The organism is Bacillus sp. FSL W8-0116 (assembly GCF_038003825.1).
GTDB lineage: Bacteria > Bacillota > Bacilli > Bacillales > DSM-4216 > Bacillus_O > Bacillus_O smithii.
On sequence record NZ_JBBOPY010000001.1, the window covers coordinates 1,709,643 to 1,728,976 of the forward strand.

At 40.9% G+C, this 19,334-nt stretch carries 19 protein-coding genes and 1 pseudogene; 7 read left to right on the forward strand and 13 right to left on the reverse strand.

Annotated features, from left to right (window positions below; genetic code table 11):
- Positions 1 to 191: 191 nt before the first annotated feature.
- On the reverse strand, positions 192 to 563 hold the full coding sequence (locus tag N1I86_RS08070) for a DUF423 domain-containing protein (RefSeq protein WP_003354337.1): 372 nt from the start codon (positions 561 to 563) through the stop codon (positions 192 to 194).
- Positions 564 to 668: 105 nt separating this feature from the next.
- Positions 669 to 938, reverse strand: a complete 270-nt coding sequence (locus N1I86_RS08075) for a YwdI family protein (protein WP_003354338.1) — start codon at positions 936 to 938, stop codon at positions 669 to 671.
- Positions 939 to 1,265: 327 nt separating this feature from the next.
- Between N1I86_RS08075 and speE the strand changes: the two genes are divergently transcribed.
- Positions 1,266 to 2,126, forward strand: a complete 861-nt coding sequence (gene speE, locus N1I86_RS08080) for a polyamine aminopropyltransferase (protein WP_327804606.1) — start codon at positions 1,266 to 1,268, stop codon at positions 2,124 to 2,126.
- A gap of 150 nt (positions 2,127 to 2,276) precedes the next feature.
- On the opposite strand, the gene N1I86_RS08085 is transcribed toward speE, so the two are convergent.
- From N1I86_RS08085 to mobA, 5 genes are all read right to left on the reverse strand, one after another.
- Positions 2,277 to 2,960 carry a uracil-DNA glycosylase gene (locus N1I86_RS08085; protein ID WP_003354340.1) on the reverse strand — a complete coding sequence of 228 codons (684 nt, stop codon included), beginning with the start codon at positions 2,958 to 2,960 and terminating at the stop codon, positions 2,277 to 2,279.
- Between the two features lie 278 nt (positions 2,961 to 3,238).
- The gene (locus tag N1I86_RS08090; protein ID WP_003354343.1) at positions 3,239 to 4,255 is read right to left on the reverse strand and encodes a ThiF family adenylyltransferase; all 1,017 of its coding nucleotides are present in this window, start codon (positions 4,253 to 4,255) and stop codon (positions 3,239 to 3,241) included.
- Positions 4,256 to 4,298: 43 nt separating this feature from the next.
- Positions 4,299 to 4,532, reverse strand: coding sequence for a molybdopterin converting factor subunit 1 (moaD, locus tag N1I86_RS08095; RefSeq protein ID WP_003354344.1), 234 nt, complete (start codon positions 4,530 to 4,532; stop codon positions 4,299 to 4,301).
- A gap of 71 nt (positions 4,533 to 4,603) precedes the next feature.
- Entirely contained in the window at positions 4,604 to 5,056 is a 453-nt protein-coding gene (locus N1I86_RS08100) for a molybdenum cofactor biosynthesis protein MoaE (protein ID WP_003354345.1), read from the reverse strand.
- The gene (mobA, locus tag N1I86_RS08105; protein WP_003354346.1) at positions 5,049 to 5,666 is read right to left on the reverse strand and encodes a molybdenum cofactor guanylyltransferase; all 618 of its coding nucleotides are present in this window, start codon (positions 5,664 to 5,666) and stop codon (positions 5,049 to 5,051) included. Before mobA ends, N1I86_RS08100 begins: the two co-directional genes overlap by 8 nt.
- A 550-nt stretch (positions 5,667 to 6,216) precedes the next feature.
- Between mobA and N1I86_RS08110 the strand changes: the two genes are divergently transcribed.
- The 3 genes from N1I86_RS08110 (at position 6,217) to N1I86_RS08120 (ending at position 8,805) form a co-directional block, all read left to right on the forward strand.
- Entirely contained in the window at positions 6,217 to 6,564 is a 348-nt protein-coding gene (locus tag N1I86_RS08110; protein ID WP_003354347.1) for a YojF family protein, read from the forward strand.
- Positions 6,565 to 6,594: 30 nt separating this feature from the next.
- The gene (gene bshB2 / locus N1I86_RS08115; RefSeq protein WP_040341533.1) at positions 6,595 to 7,275 is read left to right on the forward strand and encodes a bacillithiol biosynthesis deacetylase BshB2; all 681 of its coding nucleotides are present in this window, start codon (positions 6,595 to 6,597) and stop codon (positions 7,273 to 7,275) included.
- Positions 7,276 to 7,665: 390 nt separating this feature from the next.
- Positions 7,666 to 8,805 (forward strand): IS110 family transposase, encoded by a 1,140-nt coding sequence (locus N1I86_RS08120; protein WP_341097190.1) that lies wholly within the window; start codon positions 7,666 to 7,668, stop codon positions 8,803 to 8,805.
- 420 nt (positions 8,806 to 9,225) lie between these two features.
- On the opposite strand, the gene N1I86_RS08125 is transcribed toward N1I86_RS08120, so the two are convergent.
- The 4 genes and pseudogenes from N1I86_RS08125 to N1I86_RS08140 form a co-directional block, all read right to left on the reverse strand.
- Positions 9,226 to 10,347: a transposase gene (locus tag N1I86_RS08125; protein WP_341095857.1), complete on the reverse strand. Its 1,122-nt coding sequence runs from the start codon at positions 10,345 to 10,347 to the stop codon at positions 9,226 to 9,228.
- An 11-nt stretch (positions 10,348 to 10,358) separates the two neighbouring features.
- A pseudogene (gene tnpA, locus N1I86_RS08130) lies at positions 10,359 to 10,758 on the reverse strand (IS200/IS605 family transposase).
- A 154-nt stretch (positions 10,759 to 10,912) separates the two neighbouring features.
- Complete coding sequence (ilvA, locus tag N1I86_RS08135) at positions 10,913 to 12,175, reverse strand: threonine ammonia-lyase IlvA (protein WP_003354351.1); 1,263 nt, start codon at positions 12,173 to 12,175, stop codon at positions 10,913 to 10,915.
- Between the two features lie 282 nt (positions 12,176 to 12,457).
- A complete protein-coding gene (locus N1I86_RS08140; protein ID WP_003354352.1) occupies positions 12,458 to 13,312 on the reverse strand; it encodes a Cof-type HAD-IIB family hydrolase in 855 nt (284 codons plus the stop codon).
- A gap of 247 nt (positions 13,313 to 13,559) precedes the next feature.
- Between N1I86_RS08140 and N1I86_RS08145 the strand changes: the two genes are divergently transcribed.
- Positions 13,560 to 14,921, forward strand: coding sequence for an IS1182 family transposase (locus N1I86_RS08145; protein ID WP_341095862.1), 1,362 nt, complete (start codon positions 13,560 to 13,562; stop codon positions 14,919 to 14,921).
- Positions 14,922 to 15,057: 136 nt separating this feature from the next.
- Here the strand turns inward: N1I86_RS08145 and sda are convergent, their stop codons facing one another.
- Positions 15,058 to 15,276 (reverse strand): sporulation histidine kinase inhibitor Sda, encoded by a 219-nt coding sequence (sda, locus tag N1I86_RS08150; protein WP_003354355.1) that lies wholly within the window; start codon positions 15,274 to 15,276, stop codon positions 15,058 to 15,060.
- Between the two features lie 883 nt (positions 15,277 to 16,159).
- Between sda and N1I86_RS08155 the strand changes: the two genes are divergently transcribed.
- Together N1I86_RS08155 and N1I86_RS08160 are read left to right on the forward strand one after the other, a co-directional pair.
- Positions 16,160 to 17,002 (forward strand): alpha/beta fold hydrolase, encoded by an 843-nt coding sequence (locus N1I86_RS08155; RefSeq protein WP_048624286.1) that lies wholly within the window; start codon positions 16,160 to 16,162, stop codon positions 17,000 to 17,002.
- Between the two features lie 113 nt (positions 17,003 to 17,115).
- Positions 17,116 to 18,447: an IS4 family transposase gene (locus N1I86_RS08160; protein WP_003354357.1), complete on the forward strand. Its 1,332-nt coding sequence runs from the start codon at positions 17,116 to 17,118 to the stop codon at positions 18,445 to 18,447.
- A 151-nt stretch (positions 18,448 to 18,598) separates the two neighbouring features.
- Here the strand turns inward: N1I86_RS08160 and ybaK are convergent, their stop codons facing one another.
- Positions 18,599 to 19,081 (reverse strand): Cys-tRNA(Pro) deacylase, encoded by a 483-nt coding sequence (ybaK, locus tag N1I86_RS08165; protein WP_003354922.1) that lies wholly within the window; start codon positions 19,079 to 19,081, stop codon positions 18,599 to 18,601.
- Positions 19,082 to 19,334 lie beyond the last annotated feature (253 nt).

Sequence of the window (19,334 nt, forward strand, 5' to 3'; positions counted from 1 at the left end):
GCCCTTTATTGGGGTGTTTTAAGCGTGATGATCCTGCTCGTTTAACGATTCAAATGCATGATTTCTATCCCTAGCTTCGCGGATATCACAAGCACAAAACAGAAACAATCAAAAAAAGAAGAGGCCCCTACAAAAGCGGATGGGATCGCCTCTTCCTTTTAATATTTGATTGTATTGACAATCCAATCTTTTTACATCCACTTGGTTGCTGCCAAAACAAGCAAAAACCAACCTATTAAAAACGAGATCCCGCCTAAAGGAGTAATGGCCCCCAAAATATGAACTTTCGTCAAACTGAGTACATACAAACTTCCCGAAAAGAGCACAATTCCAATAAACAAAAGCCATCCCGACCAAGAAATAAGTGAACTAGCCGGATATTTTCCCGCTAAAATGGCGACAATCAACAGCCCAAGTGCATGAAACATTTGATATTGGACGCCGGTTTTCCAAATATCCATATACTTTTGTTCCAATTTTCCTTCCAGTCCATGTGCGCCAAACGCCCCCAACGCCACAGCCAGCAGTGCATTAATAGCCCCTATTATGACAAAAATTTTCATCCTGTTCCCTCTCCCTTCAAGGTTTTGCTGCCACCTATCTATACAGCCATCTGCTTAAAAAGCATTTTAGTGTTTCCATCTCCGGGTCCAGCGGCAAAAAATTCGTTAAAAATCAAAAATGGAATCTCCGTTGGCTCCATCATCCGTTTCCAGCTTGTTTCCTTGCAAAGGCAAAGCCCTTCCTTCAGCAGGACTGACAGGCGTGCTGTTCTCTTCCAAAAATGCCGCATGGTTCAATTGTGAATCGAGCACCACTTCACACAGAGTTTTTATGGTATAAAGATGCTGATATAATGCATCGCTATTTTCTTCTTGGCGCGCCTTTTTCGTTTCCTCTTCAATTTTCTTTAAAAGTTGATAATGGCTGATCTGCAAAATCTCCACCTCCCTAAGCTCATTTTTAAACCCTTCTCTGTTTCACGGATTAAAAGTCCTCTATTGGCTTTAACGGTATGCTTTCAAAATGAAAAGGACATCATAATTCCATTATGATCGTTCTGAAATATGTAATTCAAGCGAAAAAAAACTCTTCTGTAAATTGTGGCCACTTTTTCAAATAATCCGTAAAAAAAGGCCCGAAAACCGAGTATTTTCACAGTGTGCTTTGTTTTGCTACAATATGGGTCGTATAGATCTATTCTATCAAAACAGGTCTAATTTTTACATTTGTATGGGAATCAAAAAAGAAAGGAGACGATCATGATGAACACTAATCTCGAATGGCTGCAAGAAATAGACGGGAGCCTATGGCTGACAGAAAATGACCGAAATACGCTGAAAATCAGTTATAAACTAAAAGAGATTCTTTTCTCAGAACAATCCCCCTATCAGCATGTCATGATTGTAGATTCGTATGATTTCGGAAGAATGCTGGTTTTAGACGGGGTTGTACAAACGACTTCCTTGGATGGACACATTTATAATGAAATGATTACCCATGTTCCTATTCTGCTTCATCCCCATCCTAAAAAAGTGCTCATTATCGGAGGCGGCGACTGCGGCGCAGCAAGAGAGGCAGCCAAACATCCCGGCATCGAACAAATCGATATGGTGGAAATTGACGAACTGGTAGTGAAAGCTTGTAAACAATATTTACCGGATGTTTCAGGGAACTTATCCGATCCCCGCGTTCAATTTATTTTTGAAGACGGGATTGAATTCGTGAAAAATCGCCAAGACGAATATGATGTGGTCATCATTGACTCCTCCGATCCTGTCGGGCCCGCAGAAGCATTATTTACACATGACTTTTATGCAAGCGTAGAAAAAGTATTAAAAAAAGACGGCATTATAGTATGTCAAAGTCAATCTCCTTTGTTCCATCAGGAGATTCTTAAACAAACGTTTGATCATATTCAAAATTTATTCCCTTATGCCGGTGTCTATAAAGCTGTTGTTCCAACCTATCCAGGAGGAATGTGGAGTTTCACACTAGGATCAAAAGTCTATCCGATTGATACTAACAGCAAACAAGTACCTAACCTTGATACCAAATATTTCAACGCCGAAATTTTCCAAAGCTGTTTTCTTCTCCCTCAGCAAATGAAAAACCTGCTGAAATAAACTTCTTTTTATATCCATGCATGCAAGAAAAGCTGGAAATTCACAATAGATTCGTTTGGATGATAAAAAATCCTTCAAGCATTTTGTCGAAATGTTTCACGTGAAACATTTCGACTTTTGTTGTTATTTGTCAAAAGAATGAAAGATGGTTTATGAAAGATTGGGAATTTGCCAGTCAATTTCTGTCTCACCTATTTCCCGCAAAAAGCGATTTGCTTTTGAAAACGGACGGCTGCCAAAAAATCCTCGGTTTGCGGACAATGGACTAGGATGCGGCGAGCGGATGATAAAATGCTTCGTCTGATCAATCAGCGGCAATTTGCTTTGAGCCGGACGCCCCCACAAAATAAATACCGCCGGTTTTTCTCGATTATTGATGAGCGAAATCACCCGATCGGTAAATTGCTCCCATCCTTTTCCGCGGTGAGAATGGGCTTCTCCTTGACGAACCGTTAAAACTGTATTTAACAGCAAAACGCCTTGGCGCGCCCAAGGGATCAAACAGCCGTTATCAGGAATATAACAGCCTAGATCATCATGCAATTCTTGAAAAATATTTTTTAAAGAAGGAGGGATTGGAACATTCGGTTTGACTGAAAAACTTAAACCGTGGGCCTGATTAGGTCCATGATAAGGATCTTGCCCTAAAAGCACTACTTTTACGTTCTTGTAGGGAGTAAAATGAAGGGCATTGAAAATATCATACATGTCCGGATAAACAATTCTTGTTTGATATTCTTTTTTTAAAAATTCACGCAAGCGTAGATAATATTCTTTTTCAAATTCTTCCTCCAATAACGGAGCCCAGTCATTGGATAGAATTTTCTTTTTCATTCGTTCCCACCTTTGCCTTTTCCATGAAATGTTTATTCTTGATTCAACTATACCTTATCAATTTTTGTCGAAATGCGCTACTTCTAACGAGCAAAGAAGGATTCCGTTATCTTCGCCATCAAAAAATTTTCGAAGTTGCTGTATACACAACAGAAAGCGCATCATCAGAAAAATAAAGATTTCAAAAAATTTTTCAAACATTCGTTTAAGAAAAAATACAAAAGTAAAAGAGCGGCCGGATGTTGAAACGGGCCGCCATTGTTTATGTTCATTAACAGCTATCCTAAAAGAGTTTGATAGATTTTTTTGGCCGTGGCTTCATCTTTCGTGCCGTGAATCAAAGCTCTGCCATCTTGAAATAAAACGATGCGAAGATCCTCTTTTTCAATGGATAATAAATAAGGATTCCCCTCTACATTCCAACCTGCTCTTCTCCATTGAAGAGCGAGTGCAGATAGCTCCATGTCTCGTTTTTTCCCCGGCCTTACCTGCACTGTGTCCCTTCCACAAAGAACGGTTGTTTTTGTGCGTGCTTCCCGCGACAAGAAAGGATAAGCAGGCTGTGCCCCGCAAGATAAGCAGCTTTCATCCTTTAATGCCCCCGCTTTGATTTCCAAATGATCGTTTTTCCAAAGATCAAAGCTTACAAAAGACGGACGCAAATCTTCTTGATGGTCGGTTAAAATCTTCAACGCTTCCGCCGACTGATAAGCAGCCACCATTTGAACAGCCGGTCCGATCACTCCCACCGTGTCGCAAGTCAATCCTTGCATCGGCATTTGCTTTAATAAGCATTGAAGACAGGGAGTTTTTCCGGGAACAATCGTATAAGTCATTCCAAAACTTCCCACACAAGCGCCAAAAATCCAAGGAATTCGATATTTTTGGGAAATGTCATTGATTAAAAAACGAGTTTCAAAGTTATCCGTACCGTCCAATATGAGATCGACTTCCTGCGCCAACTCTTCCAGCAATGCAGCATCTGCCTCGCCGACAATGGAATTTACATCAATGAGACCATTGATCTCTCCAAGCCTTTTTTCTGCCGCGGCCGCTTTTGGCCAGCGCATGCGAGCATCTTCCTCACTATATAAATGCTGCCGTTGCAAGTTGCTTTCTTCCACGTAATCGCGATCAATGACGGTCATCCGGCCTACTCCCGCTCTAGCCAATATTTCGGCTGTTGCAGAACCTAAAGCTCCGGTCCCCACGATCAAAACATGCTTTTGGGAAAGCTTCTTCTGTCCTTCTCTCCCAATTGGTTCAAACAATATTTGACGGGAATACCGTTCCATTGCTGCACCTTCTTTCCGTTAAAATAGCATCCTGTGGCGCTTGTTATCCCCCGCTAACAGGTGGAATAAAGGCAACGACATCTCCCTCTTTTACTCTGTAGTCTTCCGGAACGAATTCTTCATTGACAGCTGTCATAGCGGAATCGAGCCGGCTGGCGTGAAACTGTTCCACCACTTCTTTTTTTATTTGTTTGATCGTTTTTCCGGCTCCTTCTATTTCTGCTTCGGATTGCCCTGTTTCTTCACGAAGATGAGCAAAAAATAAAATACGAATCATCCCACATCCTCCATTTCTTCCTTCATGCCCGAATTGCTTGCACGTTTACTTCATCCATTTCACCAGGGACATTATGATTCCTGCGGTGGTTTCCCATCGGAATAAGCAATCGTGCCTTGCTGATTTCCAATCCACTCTTCTCCGTCTTCCCAATGCTCTTTTTTCCAAATCGGCACCATTTCTTTTATTCTTTCAATAGCATAGCGGTTTGCCTCATAGGCGTCCTTCCGATGCGGAGTGGAAACAGCAATCGCTACCGCAATATCAGAAATGTCCAGCCGGCCGATTCGATGCACGATCGCCGTTTTAGCCCCTGGCCATCTTTTTTCAATTTCCTCTCCAATTTGTCTCAATTTCTTTTCTGCCATGGATTCATAGGCTTCATATTGCAAATAAAGGGTCTTTTTCCCGTTTGTCAATTCTCTTACCGTACCTAAAAACGTCACAACCGCACCTGCTTCAGGCCGGATCACCTGCTGGACTACCTCTTCCATTTTGATTGGCTGTTTTGTAATCTTAAACATCGTTGCTTTTCATTCCTTTTATTTTCGTTTTCACCACTTTGAACGATTCGGGATCATTCATATTCCAAAAAGCATTCGCATATTCTGCTTTTAAAGCATCAGGAACATCGTGTTCCGCCACGATCTTCATATCCAACAAGCGGAGGAATTCTTTCAAACGATATTGCTTGCGCTTAAGCTGAATTTTGGCCGCTTCTTTCGCTGATGTCTTATAAACAGCGAATAAAGGATGAAGAATCCCATCCGTCATAGGGATAATGGCATCTTGATCGGTCTTTGCCAATTCGTCTATCATCCATTTCCCGATACGTCTGGAAGCGAACGGCATATCACAAGCCACAAACAAGTTCATCTCCGTATCCGAATGAAGAAGACCCGTATAAATTCCTGCAAGCGGCCCGCATCCTCGAAAAGAGGCATCGTCTGGCAGCTGGGGAAGATCCATAGAATAAGAATGACTGCCCGTCAGCAACACCATTTTAGAAGTCAACGGTTGAAACTCATCCTTTAATCGCTCCAACATGGTTTTCCCATCGACTTCCAAAAGTGCTTTATTCATCCCCATTCTGGTCGATTGACCGCCAGCCAACAAAAACACCGTTGTTTCCACTTGTCTCGTTCCCCTCTATTGCGCTGCTTACATTGAAGATTCACAAAATGAAAATCACAGATTAAAATTTATTCCGATGGTTTTTGCCTCTTTGACAAATAAACATTCTTCCCAATAGTGTAATGTAGCGTTGCATCCGTTAAAAGTTACATGAACATCTTTCAGTTGTTCTTTTTCCTTGATTTTACTATATCGTTAAACAACGAACAAACCTTTTGACAGAAAACGCTTTATTTTTCCGACAGCGTCAAAACGTCCAAAAGTATTTTCTCCCACAGCGGCATATGGAACGATCAGAACTTGTATAAGCGAAAGCCTTTGCGGTCAGCCGCCGAATTTCGGACTCTGTTCACTCGTCAGCAACGCTTCTATAGTAAGCACCGTTTGAAAAGAAGTTCAAACAATTAGTGTGAAAGAAAAGAAATTTAGAAGGGGACCATCGACCGTTACGAACATTTTGCAGAGAGTCTTTCATTGCCCAACTCTTTTCGCAATTCTATCTGTTTTCTAGTACAATGAATCTATATATTTTTGTATAGAGGTGAAGAAAATGGAGCCGATTCTCGCTGACAAGGTCCAAGAATATATCAATCAATTTGCCGGCAAAGACGTGTATATCCATGTGGAAACGACGAACGGCGCTTATGCTTCTCATTTTAACGAAGGCTTTTTTTCGGCCGGTTGTTTTATCCGGAATGCCAAAGTAAACTATGAACATGGCAAAATCGCAGGAACAGGTCCATATCGGATCGGTTTGAAGTTGGATCTCGGGTGGATTTACGTAGAAGGCCTCACCCATTTTGAACTGGATGACCAAGGAAGACTGCTTCTTTCGGGGCATGGCCATGACGGAAAATTAGCGGCTGCTTTGGAAATCAGCCACACACCGTTCGACTAAGGAAAGGAGCGATTTAAGAACATGAACAAAATCGAACAAGAGCGTCATGTGCTGGTTATTTATCCACATCCGGATGATGAAGCACTGGGGGTTTCAGGAACACTTGCCATTTATGCGAAAAACAACGTTCCTATCACCTATGCGTGTCTGACATTGGGCGAAATGGGAAGAAATTTAGGCAATCCGCCGTTTGCTACTCGAGAAACATTGCCCAAAGTCCGTAAAAAGGAACTCGAGAAAGCAGCTGAAGTGATCGGCATTCAAGATTTGCGAATGATGGGGCTTCGCGATAAAACGGTGGAATTTGAAGATGATGAAAAAATGGTCAAACTGGTGACTGATTTAATCGAAGAACTGAATCCATCGTTAATTATTACTTTCTATCCCGGCTACTCCGTCCACCCGGACCATGAAGCTACCGGACGTGCGGTTGTAAGAGCGGTGCGCCGAATTCCAGTGGAAAAACGGCCGAAGCTATACTGCACAGCCTTTTCCAAAGACTGCGAAAGAAATCTAGGTGAACCCGATATTGTAAATGATATTCGTGAAGTACAGGATATCAAGATCGCTGCTTTAAAAGCGCATATCTCCCAAACCGCTTGGATGCTGAAGGGATTGGAGGAAAGCATAGCTCAAAACAATCCGATCAGCGAACGGTTAACAACAGAACGTTTATGGAGCTATCAATGGGATCGTGACGAAGTAGATTGATCCTATCTTTGTCATAAACGCTCGTCAAAGAGTAGCACTTTGCCTTTCATCTCTAAGCGATTGTTTTATTTTAAAAAGGCAATGATCGCAAGAAAGAGTTCGATCGCAACCAATACCTATCAAACCAATTCTACACAAAACATTCATGATCGTCTCTCTCCCAACCCGTGCATGAAAATAGTTCCTTCCCGTCCATATTGGTAAAGACACAAACAGTTCATAATACGTGGCTTTTTTTGGTGGTTCGACCCTGAACACAAAACTGTTTGAGTGAATTTGGTGTTCAACCCTTTGTTAGCTCTTTCCAAATGGAAGGATGACTACGTACAGAAAAATGCTTATTTTCAAATTCACTCACTGTTTGTGATCCTATCTTTATGGAGTGATTGGATGGAAGTATTTATTGAAAGATGTGCAGGATTGGATGTTCATTCAGAAACCATAGTGGCTTGTGTTCTGATTGGTTCAAAGGATGATGAACTAATTAAGGAAACAGAAACCTTTCCGACTTTGACCAAAGATTTATTCCGGTTGTTACAATGGCTCGAAGACCATGATGTGACCCACATTGCGATGGAAAGTACGGGAGTCTACTGGAAACCCGTGTTCAATATCTTAGAGGACTTCTTCGATATAACCCTGGCGAACGCCCAGAGGATTAAAAACGTACCTGGAAGGAAGACGGATGTTTCTGACGCTGAATGGATTGCAAAATTATTGCGCCATGGATTAATTGAAAAGAGTTTTGTCCCTCCGGTAGATATTCGGGAGCTGCGTGATTTAACAAGGCTGAGAAAGAAATGGATTGGCCACGTAACTTCTGAGAAGAACAGGATTCAGAAAGTATTGGAAGCCTCAAATGTTAAATTAAGTACGGTCATTTCAGATGTGTTTGGGGTTTCAGGAAGAAAGCTGCTCAATCGCCTCATCGAAAAAGGATATGTAGATGTAAAGGATGTTGAAGAAAGAATTCATGGGAAAATGGCTTCGAAAAAGCAGAGGATTGCGGATTCCTTATTTGGAACAATAAACGAGCATCAGCTTTTTCTGATTCGTCAGTCCTGGCAGCACATTGAATATTTGGAATCCCTCATCACCGAAATTGAACAAAGAATTGATGTTTTATTACAGAAATATCAGGAAGAACTTCAATTACTTCTAACGATACCCGGCATTAAGAAAGACACAGCAGCCGTCATTATCGCCGAAATGGGTGTAGATATGAGTCAGTTTCCAACATCACAACATTTAGCATCATGGGCGGGAGTGTGTCCAGGGAACAAAGAAAGTGCAGGAAAACGGTATAGTACAAGGACGGTAAAAGGGAATCCACCTATCAAATCCGCCATGTGCGAGGCGGCTTGGGCAGTGTCAAGATGCCGAAACAGATGGTTAGCAGCAAAATATTGGTCATTGGCAGCACGAAGAGGAAAGAAAAAAGCACTCGTTGCCACATCGCATCGAATGCTTCGGATCATTTACTCCATGCTTATCAACAAGGAGGCTTTTAAAGAAAAGCAAATTAACTAGTATAACCAAAGTCAAAAAGATCTATACAAAGTTACCTACCACAGGTAGCTCTGCTTTCTTATTGACTTTTTTCGGTCTTTGTTTAGGTTTGCCTGCTTCCGCCCGTAATATACGAGGAAACCTAGGAAATTATTTTCACAGAAAAAAGCCAGCCCACTTCTTTCACGTTGGTACTGGCTTTTATTATTTTTCTTATCCACTCATCGCCTGAATCAAAACAGGAAAGAACCGATCCTATGTAAACTCTTTGGAGCGTCTTCTCTTTGACTTTGATCATCATCCTTTAATGAGGCGCCATGAGCTGGATGAAGATAGTGAACTACCCGCCACCTACGCTTCGCTTAGAGGTGAGGGCTTCTAAGGTAATCGCACCTAACGGTACGAAATTTACTTAGCTATCGAGCCTGTTCCATGCTCTATTTATGATGATGTTAATGCCAACAGTCGCAATCCTTCACGCTTGATATTGATAGAAGCATTCCAATCTCTATCTGCTACAAAACCACAATCACAATGGAATATGCGCTCAGAAAGAGATAGAGACTCCTTTGCTTGACCGCAACATGAACAAGTTTTGGATGATGGAAACCACTTATCTATTTTGATAAGCTTTTTCCCTTGCTCTTCTAACTTGTATTGGAGAAATTTCGTGAACATGCCCCATGCATGATCAGCAACGCTTTTGCCGAAATTGAGTGCTTGGGACATTCTCTTCATGTTGAGGTCTTCGATAACCACGCAATCATATAGTTTCGCTAATTTGTACGATTCCTTATGTAGAAAGTCTTTTCGTTGGTTCGCAATTCTTTCATGTAGCTTCGCCACTTTTAGTCGTTGCTTGTGCCAACGATTAGAACCTTTCTTTCTGCGTGATAGAACACGCTGTTCTTTCGCTAATTTTCCCAAGGCTTGGCGATAGAAACGAGGGTAATTGGCTGTCTTACCTTCTTCACTATCGACCAATAAACCGTTCATGGAAAAATCTAAGCCAATCACAGCTTGTACTTCTTTTTGTACAGATTGATGTTCGTATTCAGTGAGAATAGAAACATAGTATTTTCCTGTTTTTGTTCGAGAAACCGTACAAGACTTGATGATATGATGTGACGGAATTTCTTGATGTTGTTTGATTTTTACAAGTTTCAGTTTCGGTAATTTGATATAACCATCCAAAAGCATAATGTTTCCGTTGACCACGTTGGTTGTGTAGGACTGTCTTGCCTTTCGGCTTTTGAACTTCGGAAATTCAGCACGACCAGATAAGAAGTTTTGGTATGCCTTCTGCAAATTCAGTTGAGCGTTTGCCAACGCAAGGCTGTCTACTTCTTTGAGCCATGGAAATTCCTTTTTGTACTTTGCAGGAGTCGGGAATTTTTTTTGCTTTTTCAAGGCTTCTTTGTCGTCCTTGAATGGTTCATATGTTTCCATTCGTTCAGCCAACATTTTGTTGTAGACGAAACGAACGCAGCCGAAGGTTTTTGTAAGAAGTTGCTCTTGTTCTTGTGTTGGGTACAGACGAAATTTATATGCTTTGTTTGCCATATCGAATCACCTCACTTCCTCCCTTGATTTTCTATATACTGCTTTATCACTTCAATGGGCGCACCACCTGTTGTAAGTAAGCAAAAGCTTCTTGACCAAAAATACTCTTTCCAAAGTTTTCTTTTCACTTGTGGATAATGCTTTTTGATAAGTCTTAGAACTTGCACTTTTATAGGCATTGATGAACTTTGATAGTTCACTATTCGGATGTGCCTTGAACAAAATATGCACATGGTCAAGATCGTGATTCCATTCGCCCAAGGAAATATTGTAATGTTCACCAAGTCGAATAAACATATCTTTTGCATAGTCAGATATGGGGTCATCAATCACATGTCTGCGATATTTTACGACCAGAACAAGATGATAATACAAACGGAATACCGAATGATTATTATTATCTAATTTCATTGATATAACAGCCTTTCATTTATATAACACTGATTCTATCATAGCGCAAAAAAGAGACAACTTTAGGCTACACCTAACCGAAATTCATCTCCCACTTTCACTGGTGCTTCCGCACTTTCACGTTTAGAAGTAGGAGACTTCTTTCGGAGGGAAGTTAAATTAAAAAATTAAATAAAAGCGGGTCATTGTTAATTTCCATATACGGGAAGCCTTTGCGATTCATACGCTCAATCAGCGGGTAATAGTCTTCCCGTTTTTTCAATTCAATGCCTACAAGCACCGGTCCTTCATCGCGGCTATTCTTTTTCGTGTATTCGAATCTTGTAATATCATCATGCTCGCCTAGCACATCAGACATAAATTCCCTTAATGCACCAGCTCGCTGCGGGAAATTGACGATAAAATAATGCTTTAATCCTTCATAAATAAGAGACCGCTCTTTGATTTCCTGCATTCGCGAGATATCATTGTTTCCTCCGCTTAAAACGCAGACAACATTTTTTCCTTTTATTTGATCTTTGTAAAAATCCAAAGCGGCGATAGGAAGAGCCCCTGCAGGTTCGGCCACAATCGCATTTTCATTGTATAAATTCAAAATCGTCGTACAAACTTTTCCTTCCGGCACCACCACGATGTCGTCCACAACTTCTTTGCAGATTTCCATTGTTAAATCTCCTACTTGCTTGACCGCGGCGCCGTCAACAAACGGATCAATATTTTTTAAGTTCATCACTTTTCCGTTTTCCAATGATTTTTTCATACTTGGCGCCCCCTCCGGTTCAACGCCAATAATTTTTGTTTCCGGGCTGATGCTCTTTATATAAGAGCCGACGCCGGAAACTAATCCTCCCCCACCAATCGCAGCGAAAACAAAATCCACCGGTTCAGCACTGTCATTCATAATCTCTACCCCAACCGTTCCTTGTCCCGCAATAATGCGAGAATCATCAAACGGATGCACAAATATCATATCTTCTTTAGCACAACATTCTCTTGCTTTCATATAGGAATCATCAAATGTATCTCCTGTTAAAATCACTTCTACATAAGAGCCGCCAAATAATTGAACTTGGGAAATCTTTTGCCGTGGAGTCGTCGTCGGCATAAAAATTTTTCCGTAGATTCCCAAATTTTTGCACGAATAAGCCACCCCTTGAGCGTGATTGCCGGCACTGGCGCATACGACTCCTTTTTTCCTTTCTTCTTCTGTCAAGCTCTGGATGAAGTGGTAGGCACCGCGTATTTTGAAAGAACGGACGATTTGCAAATCTTCCCTTTTTATATAAATATTGCATTGATAACGTTCGGATAATCGTTCATTTTTTTGTAGAGGTGTTTTTTCCACTACATCCTTCAGCATTTGATTGGCTACTACGATGTCTTCTACACTGATTTTTGTCAAAGCTTTGCTCATCATAACGCCCCTTCTCAATATTTGAATTTTAAAAGTAATTCTAACACATTTTCGGTCAAATAGATGAACAAATTTTCTTGAAATGATGATTTTTATGATAGCTCACCTTTGAATCAAGCGCGAAAATAAACATAACATCATCTTAGCCAATGCCACTGATGATAAAAGAAAACTTACCACCAGCTAAGAATTTACATTCCCTACTGACGGTAAGTTCGATAAGCTGTTTTTGGATAGCTTATTGTCTCTATTGAATTTATTCGTATCATTCGGTCTTGGGAACTTTTAAAGAACTTCCAGTATTGCTTTTCCAACCCCATCTTCGTCATTCACCGCTGTCTCATGACTGCAAATTTTTTTGATATCCGGATGGCCATTTCCCATCGCAACAGAGCGCCCCACTCTCTCAAACATAGAGAGATCGTTCAAGTTATCGCCGATCGCCATTGTTTCTTGCATAGAGATGCCCATTCTTTCAGTAAACCACGTCAATGCGATTCCTTTTTGGGCTTTATTATGCGTCACTTCCAAATTCTCGCTTCCAGATGAACTTACCGAAATTTCCGGAAGCGCTTCTAATTTCTCTTTGACCCTCATCAATTCACTAGGATTTTTTGAAACAACAAGGAATTTATAAACAAGCTGATCATTGCTTTCGATAACGTGTTCATAGTTTTCTACAATCTGAATATGTCCTTTGGAGTATCGGTTTTTGGCCATTTCATAAATTTGATCCTCCGGCATATCTGGATTTGCCGTTTGAAAGATGTTCATTAACGTCTGAACGCCTTTTTCATAATGATCCGTATATATCCCTTTGTTAGTAAACACTTCGTAATAAGTATCCGAATGATGAAGAATTTCATAAATATCGAGGGATTGTTTGGCCGATAATTCATTTGTATGAATGATTTCGCCTTCTTTTGTTCTCACTTCTGCCCCATTCACACAAATAATTGGGCACTGTAAGCCAGCTTCCGCCAATACTGTTTGGGCTTCATCGTACGAACGCCCTGTGGCAATCACGACTTCTATTCCCTTTTCTTGGGCTTTTTTGATGGCTGTACGGTTACCCTCGCTAATCATCTGCCGGCTATTTAACAGTGTTCCATCCATGTCTGTAGCAATACATTTAATCATGCATTTCACCCTTATCTATTTCCTCATTACACTTTCAGCAATTCATTTCTATCGTTTCTATCTTACCATTTTTTAAGGACAAAATCAGTTTTCCGCACCCGTTTAAAGGCTGTCGAAACTTCAGTCCATAAAAAAACGTATGTCCCTATACATACGTTTCAGGCTGTCGACAAATCCGAAAAAACCGGATTTGCCGACAGTCTTTTTTTGTATAATTAAGATACCGTAATGAATTGAGGTGGATGAAGTGCTAACAAAAAATACACAGATGAATCGTGATCAAATAGAAATGATAGCTTTAGACCAACTTGTACCTGCAGATCATTTGGTTCGTAAAATCGACGCTGCGATTGATTTTTCATTTATCTATTCGCTTGTTCAAGACATGTATTCATCGGAAAGAGGTCGACCAAGTATTGATCCAGTTGTATTGATTAAAATGGCTTTCATCCAATATACCTTCGGTATTCGTTCCATGCGAAAAACTATAGAGGAAATCGAAACGAATCTGGCTTACCGTTGGTTTCTTGGATTTGGTTTTTATGATAAGGTACCTCACTTTTCAACGTTTGGGAAAAACTACGAGCGACGCTTTAAGGATACAGACTTATTTGAACAGATATTCTATCGCATTTTGAAAGAAGCTGCAGATAAGAAGCTGATAAGCAGTGAGCATGTCTTTATTGATTCTACTCATGTCAAAGCGAGTGCGAATAAGCATAAATTTGTGAAGAAAGTGGTTCGAAAAGAAACGAAAGCCTATCAAGCACGTCTACAAGATGAGATAAATGCTGATCGAGAAGCACATGGAAAAAAGCCATTTCCTCCAGATAAATTTGGGAAAGAAGAATATAAAGAAATAAAAGAAAGTACCACTGATCCGGAAAGTGGTTACTACGTAAAAGACGAGCGAACAAAACAGTTTGCTTACTCATTCCATGCTGCTGCGGATCGAAATGGCTTTGTTTTGGGGGCTATTGTAACGCCAGGGAATATTCATGACAGTTCCGTATTGGAGCCGCTTCTTGAAAAAGTCATAGAAAAACATGGAAAACCGGTTGTAGTTGCTGCTGACGCTGGATATAAAACTCCCGCCGTTGCCCAATACATATTTGAAAATGATATGACCCCTGCTTTACCTTATACTCGCCCTCGTACAAAGGATGGTTATTTCAAAAAACATGAGTATGTTTACGATGAATACTACGATTGTTATCTTTGTCCGCAAGGACAAGTGTTAAAATATGCAACTACGACGAAGGAAGGCTATCGTCAATATTTTTCTGATCCAGTCCAGTGTAAAGATTGTCCATTCCTCTCGAAGTGCACCCAAAGTAAGGAGCATAAAAAACTAATTCAGCGACATGTATGGGAATTTTATTTAGAGGAAGCTGATCATCTTCGGCATATACAAGAGAATAAGAGCATTTATGCAAGACGGAAAGAAACCATTGAACGTGTTTTTGCTGATGCAAAGGAAAAGCATGGTATGCGTTGGACAACCTTAAGAGGTCTAAAAAAATTGTCCATGCAGGCGATGCTAACTTTTGCTGCAATGAATTTGAAAAAGATGGCTTGCTGGACATGGAAAAGTCCAGCAATAACATAAAATAGACCCCTGGAGGGGTCTATTCCAAACATTTGAAAGCATAAAAGTGACAAAAGGCATCCGAATACACACATTCGGATGCCTTTTGTCTACACTCTGAAACGTATGTCCCTATACATACGTTTTTGTGAAATCATTAATGAATAATCTGCCTTAATTTTTCATATTGTTTATCAGTTTTACTTTTGATTTTTCTTCTTTCGATTTCCATTTCCAGCAATTGAATAAAATCTTTAGAGAGATTTTCCGTTTTAGCTCGTTCATATACTTCCATCAACTGTTCATCCCTCAGCAAAACAAGCGATGGATTCACCTTTCCCAACCTCTTTTCCCTTTTTAATTTCTTTTGAATCATGAAAAGTTCCTCAAAACAAAAAAGGGGACCCGATCCTTAAAAATATGGCAACATTCCCGTTTTGATCAAGTATTCACCATTTAAGAAATAATTCAAAATTTCTGGGTGATGATCGTTTTTTCTGGCCTGATCCTCATTTTAACATCGATATTTGATAGAAATAAAGGGTTTTCAAAAAATTCAACAAAATTTTCTTTCGACTTTATTACCGTTTAGCCAGCATTCACTGTTCCACTCGTATTCTTGACATCCATCGATCCATTAATTTCAAATTTTCACCTTCTATTTAGTCAGAGTTCATCGGGCTGTCACATTTTTTGCCGAAATGCGTCTTCATCATTTAGCAGCTTATGTTCAATTGATGTTCCCTCTGTATGGAATGAGAAGCGATTTTTCATTAACGAACAAGACTGCATATTATCAGGTAAAAAAGCATTCCATGGTCGAAGGAATTTTCAACATCCTTCCTTTTGATTTGAATAGCCATTCACGATCAAGCATCTGTTTGTTTGTCTGACCACCATCGTTTCTTACAAGAAAAGTTTGCAAAAAACGCAAATCTCCTTCTTAATCGATATATCACTTCTATATTTATTTTGCCATCAAAACAATAAAGCCTTTCTCCTCCCCAGACACCTTTTAAAGATCCACCCAAAAAACAGAATTCTTTGCGCCATTTCCAAAAAAACTCCCTCATTCACCATCTTCTGTCTATTATTGCCACCAAAAACACATGATCCAATCGAATGCTGCTGGGCAAAATAAATTTTGAAAAGATCAATGCCTGACGGTGTTTTATACCAAAAATGAAATGTTCGAATGTACATCTTATTTTCAATTTTATATAGATATGATACAATGCACACGCATTGGAGGGTCAAAAATGAGTAAAAGCGGTAAAAATATACCTTTTTTATTGTCACTTTTACTGTTATTAGCTTATATCAGTTTTCAATTATTGAATCGGTCCGAACCGGTCAATTCGCAAAATCAAACCTATATCGATCCACCGACCATTTTTGTTCATGGCTATAAAGGAACTTACAACTCTTTTAACGGAATGCTGAACCGCTTTGAATATAACTATCATTGGGGTCATCGTGTGCTGATTTGCAAAGTGGCAAAAAACGGACATCTTTTCGTGAACGGACATATCCCAAATGACAGCCATAGAATGTTCATTCAAGTCGTTTTTGAAAACAACCGAGCCAGTTTTCAGGACACTTCCCATTGGCTTTCTGAAGTGATGCTTTTGTTAAAAGAACGATACGGGATTGAAAATGTGAATATTGTCGGCCATTCCATGGGGGGAATTATTTCAACCAAGTTTCTCCTGGATCACGGCAACCAGCTTCGCTATCCTAAAGTAGAAAAATTGGTCACCATTGGCAGCCCTTTTTTGGGGATTGACCAATCCTCTTACTTTAAAGTGAATAGCGGACCAGCCGCTCTCGATTTAAAACCTGGATCTAAAGCTCTACAAGACCTATGGAGAAAATCGAACCATTTCCCACCAGACGTCAAAGTACTCGCTATTGCCGGAAAAGGCGACCAAGTAGTCAATATTTCAAGCGCCTTATCTATCCGAAGAATGGTCCCTCGCCACAATTATCAAGACAAAATCGTCCAGAATGTACAAGTGACACATAGCGGCCTGCACGAAAGCACCGAAGTCGACCATTTTATCGGAACATTTTTATGGGGCCTGACCCCTTTCACACATTAAAGTGTGAAGGGGGTCAGGCCCATAGCCATCAAGTTAAGAATTTGATCTTTTTCAGCGCCAAAAACATGGTATCCTTTCTAACGAAAATCATCGTTGGAAAGGATTATTTTTTGATGGCAAAAAAGATGAAGGCATGGATAAAAACGATTCGTCAACTCTTCTCCTATGAAGAACTGACTCGTCTGGCACGGAAAGTCGGATTCATTCAGCGGCAGCGTTCATTAACAGCGGAAGCCTTTCTGACGCTATGTGCTTGGGGAGACGGATCGCTCGCCTGTCAGTCGCTTCAGCGGTTGTGTGCCGATTTGGCGCTCTGGCATGATTGCTCTCTCTCGAATGAAGGACTGAATCAGCGGTTTACGCCTCGTGCCGTGGCGTTTTTAAAAGAGGTCTTTTTTACTCTCCTGATGCATCAACGTCCGGCACTCTCTTCCATCACCGAAACGTATCGCGCTTGTTTCACCCGTCTGCGGATCTTAGACTCTACCAGTTTTTTACTTCCGACCGACTATGGTGAGGACTATCAAGGTTCGGTTTCATCTGGCGCCAAAATCCAATTTGAGTATGAGCTGTTATCGGGAACCTGTCTTCAGCTGTGCGTCCAACAGGCCAATGATTCCGATGCCCGTTTTGCTTATCATACCCAGCACACGATTTTACCGAATGACCTTTGCATTCGGGATCTGGGGTTTTTTTCACTCGCCACGCTGGCGGAGATTGATGCTCGAGGTGCTTATTATATTACCCGGTTGCGTTCCGATATCAAAGTCTATATCAAGCAGGACGGGGAGTGGCACGAATGGGATTGGGAATCGATAGGAAATCGATTGGGCGAGGGGGAAGCCGTGGAAGTGGAACACGTGTATATCGGACACCAACGCCTGTATGTTCCGCGTCTGATTTTTCGCCGTCTCACGGCGGAAGAATGGGAAAAACGGCTGGCGTACGTGCGGAAAAAGGAAAAAAAGAAAGGGAAGGCGCTGTCACGCCAAACCCTTGAACAAAAGAAATATCACATCTTACTGACCAATTTACCACAAGAATCGTTTGATGCGCAACAAGTTTATGAGCTGTATTCGCTGCGCTGGCAAGTGGAGCTGTTATTTAAGGGCTGGAAATCCTTATTTGATCTTGACCGTGTCAAAAAGATGAAGAAGGAACGATTCGAATGCCACTTATATGGGACATTGATTGCCATTTTAGTCACGCAGACTCTTCTGTTCCAAGCCCGAAGGTATTGGCATCAACGGGAGGGAATCGAGATCAGTGAATGGAAAGCGCTTAATATCCTCCAATCGTATTGGCATCGGTTTCTTTTGCATCCCCAAGCGATGGAAACCGCCCTTCCATCTCTCCTGTCTCTGTTAAGGAAACACGCGAGGAAAGACCGAAGGAAAGGAGAGGAAACGGTATCGGATCTTTTAAAGAAATTGGGGATATGGTAGTGTGGGTCATGGATATAAATGCCAAATAACCCTCTTCTTGAGGGTTATTTGGCATGCCCAGCATTTGGTTTTCTCTTCATCCTTTGATTGATTTTTCGAACATGCGTATCATCCTAAAAAATTTTATACCGCTAACTTGACGGGTAGGGGGTCAGGCCCCTTTAACTAGATCTTCTATTTTGGCGTTGACGACTTTTTGCAAGTCTGCGGGTGACAATTCTATTTGAACTCCAATTTTTCCTCCGCTTACTATAATTTCATGACAGTTTAACGCCTGCTTATCGATAAAAACGGGGTAATGCTTTTTCATGCCGATGGGCGAACAGCCTCCACGAACATAACCCGTCCACTTTTGCAGCTCGTTGACAGGGAGCATCTCTACCTTTTTTTCTCCTGCTACTTTAGCAGCCTTTTTCAAGTCCAGTTCAGACGCCACCGGAATGACAAACACATACAGCTGCTTTGTTCCACTTTGAACCACCAGCGTTTTAAACACACAATGAGGATCTTTGCCGAGGTTTTCCGCTACCGAAACACCATCTATTTTTCCGCCATGTGGTTCATACGTATAAACCTTATAGGGAATCTTTTTAGTATCCAGCATCCTTATGGCGTTCGTTTTTGCTTTTGACATCCTAATCACCTTTCCGTCTAGTTGCTTACTCCGCCGGCGCGTCAGCCACTCATAAAAGCAACGAGAGATTCCATTCTTCCATACGCCGTCTAATACATATCGCTGTTTTCATATCTCCTGTTCCCCTGGGAAACCGCTTCTTCGTTGATTTCTTCACTCTTTATTATCCGACAAATTTCGAGCATCTTCAATTTTTTGAACCTTCAACCGGTGGAAGACCATCATATATATCAAAAATAGATCAATTTTAATG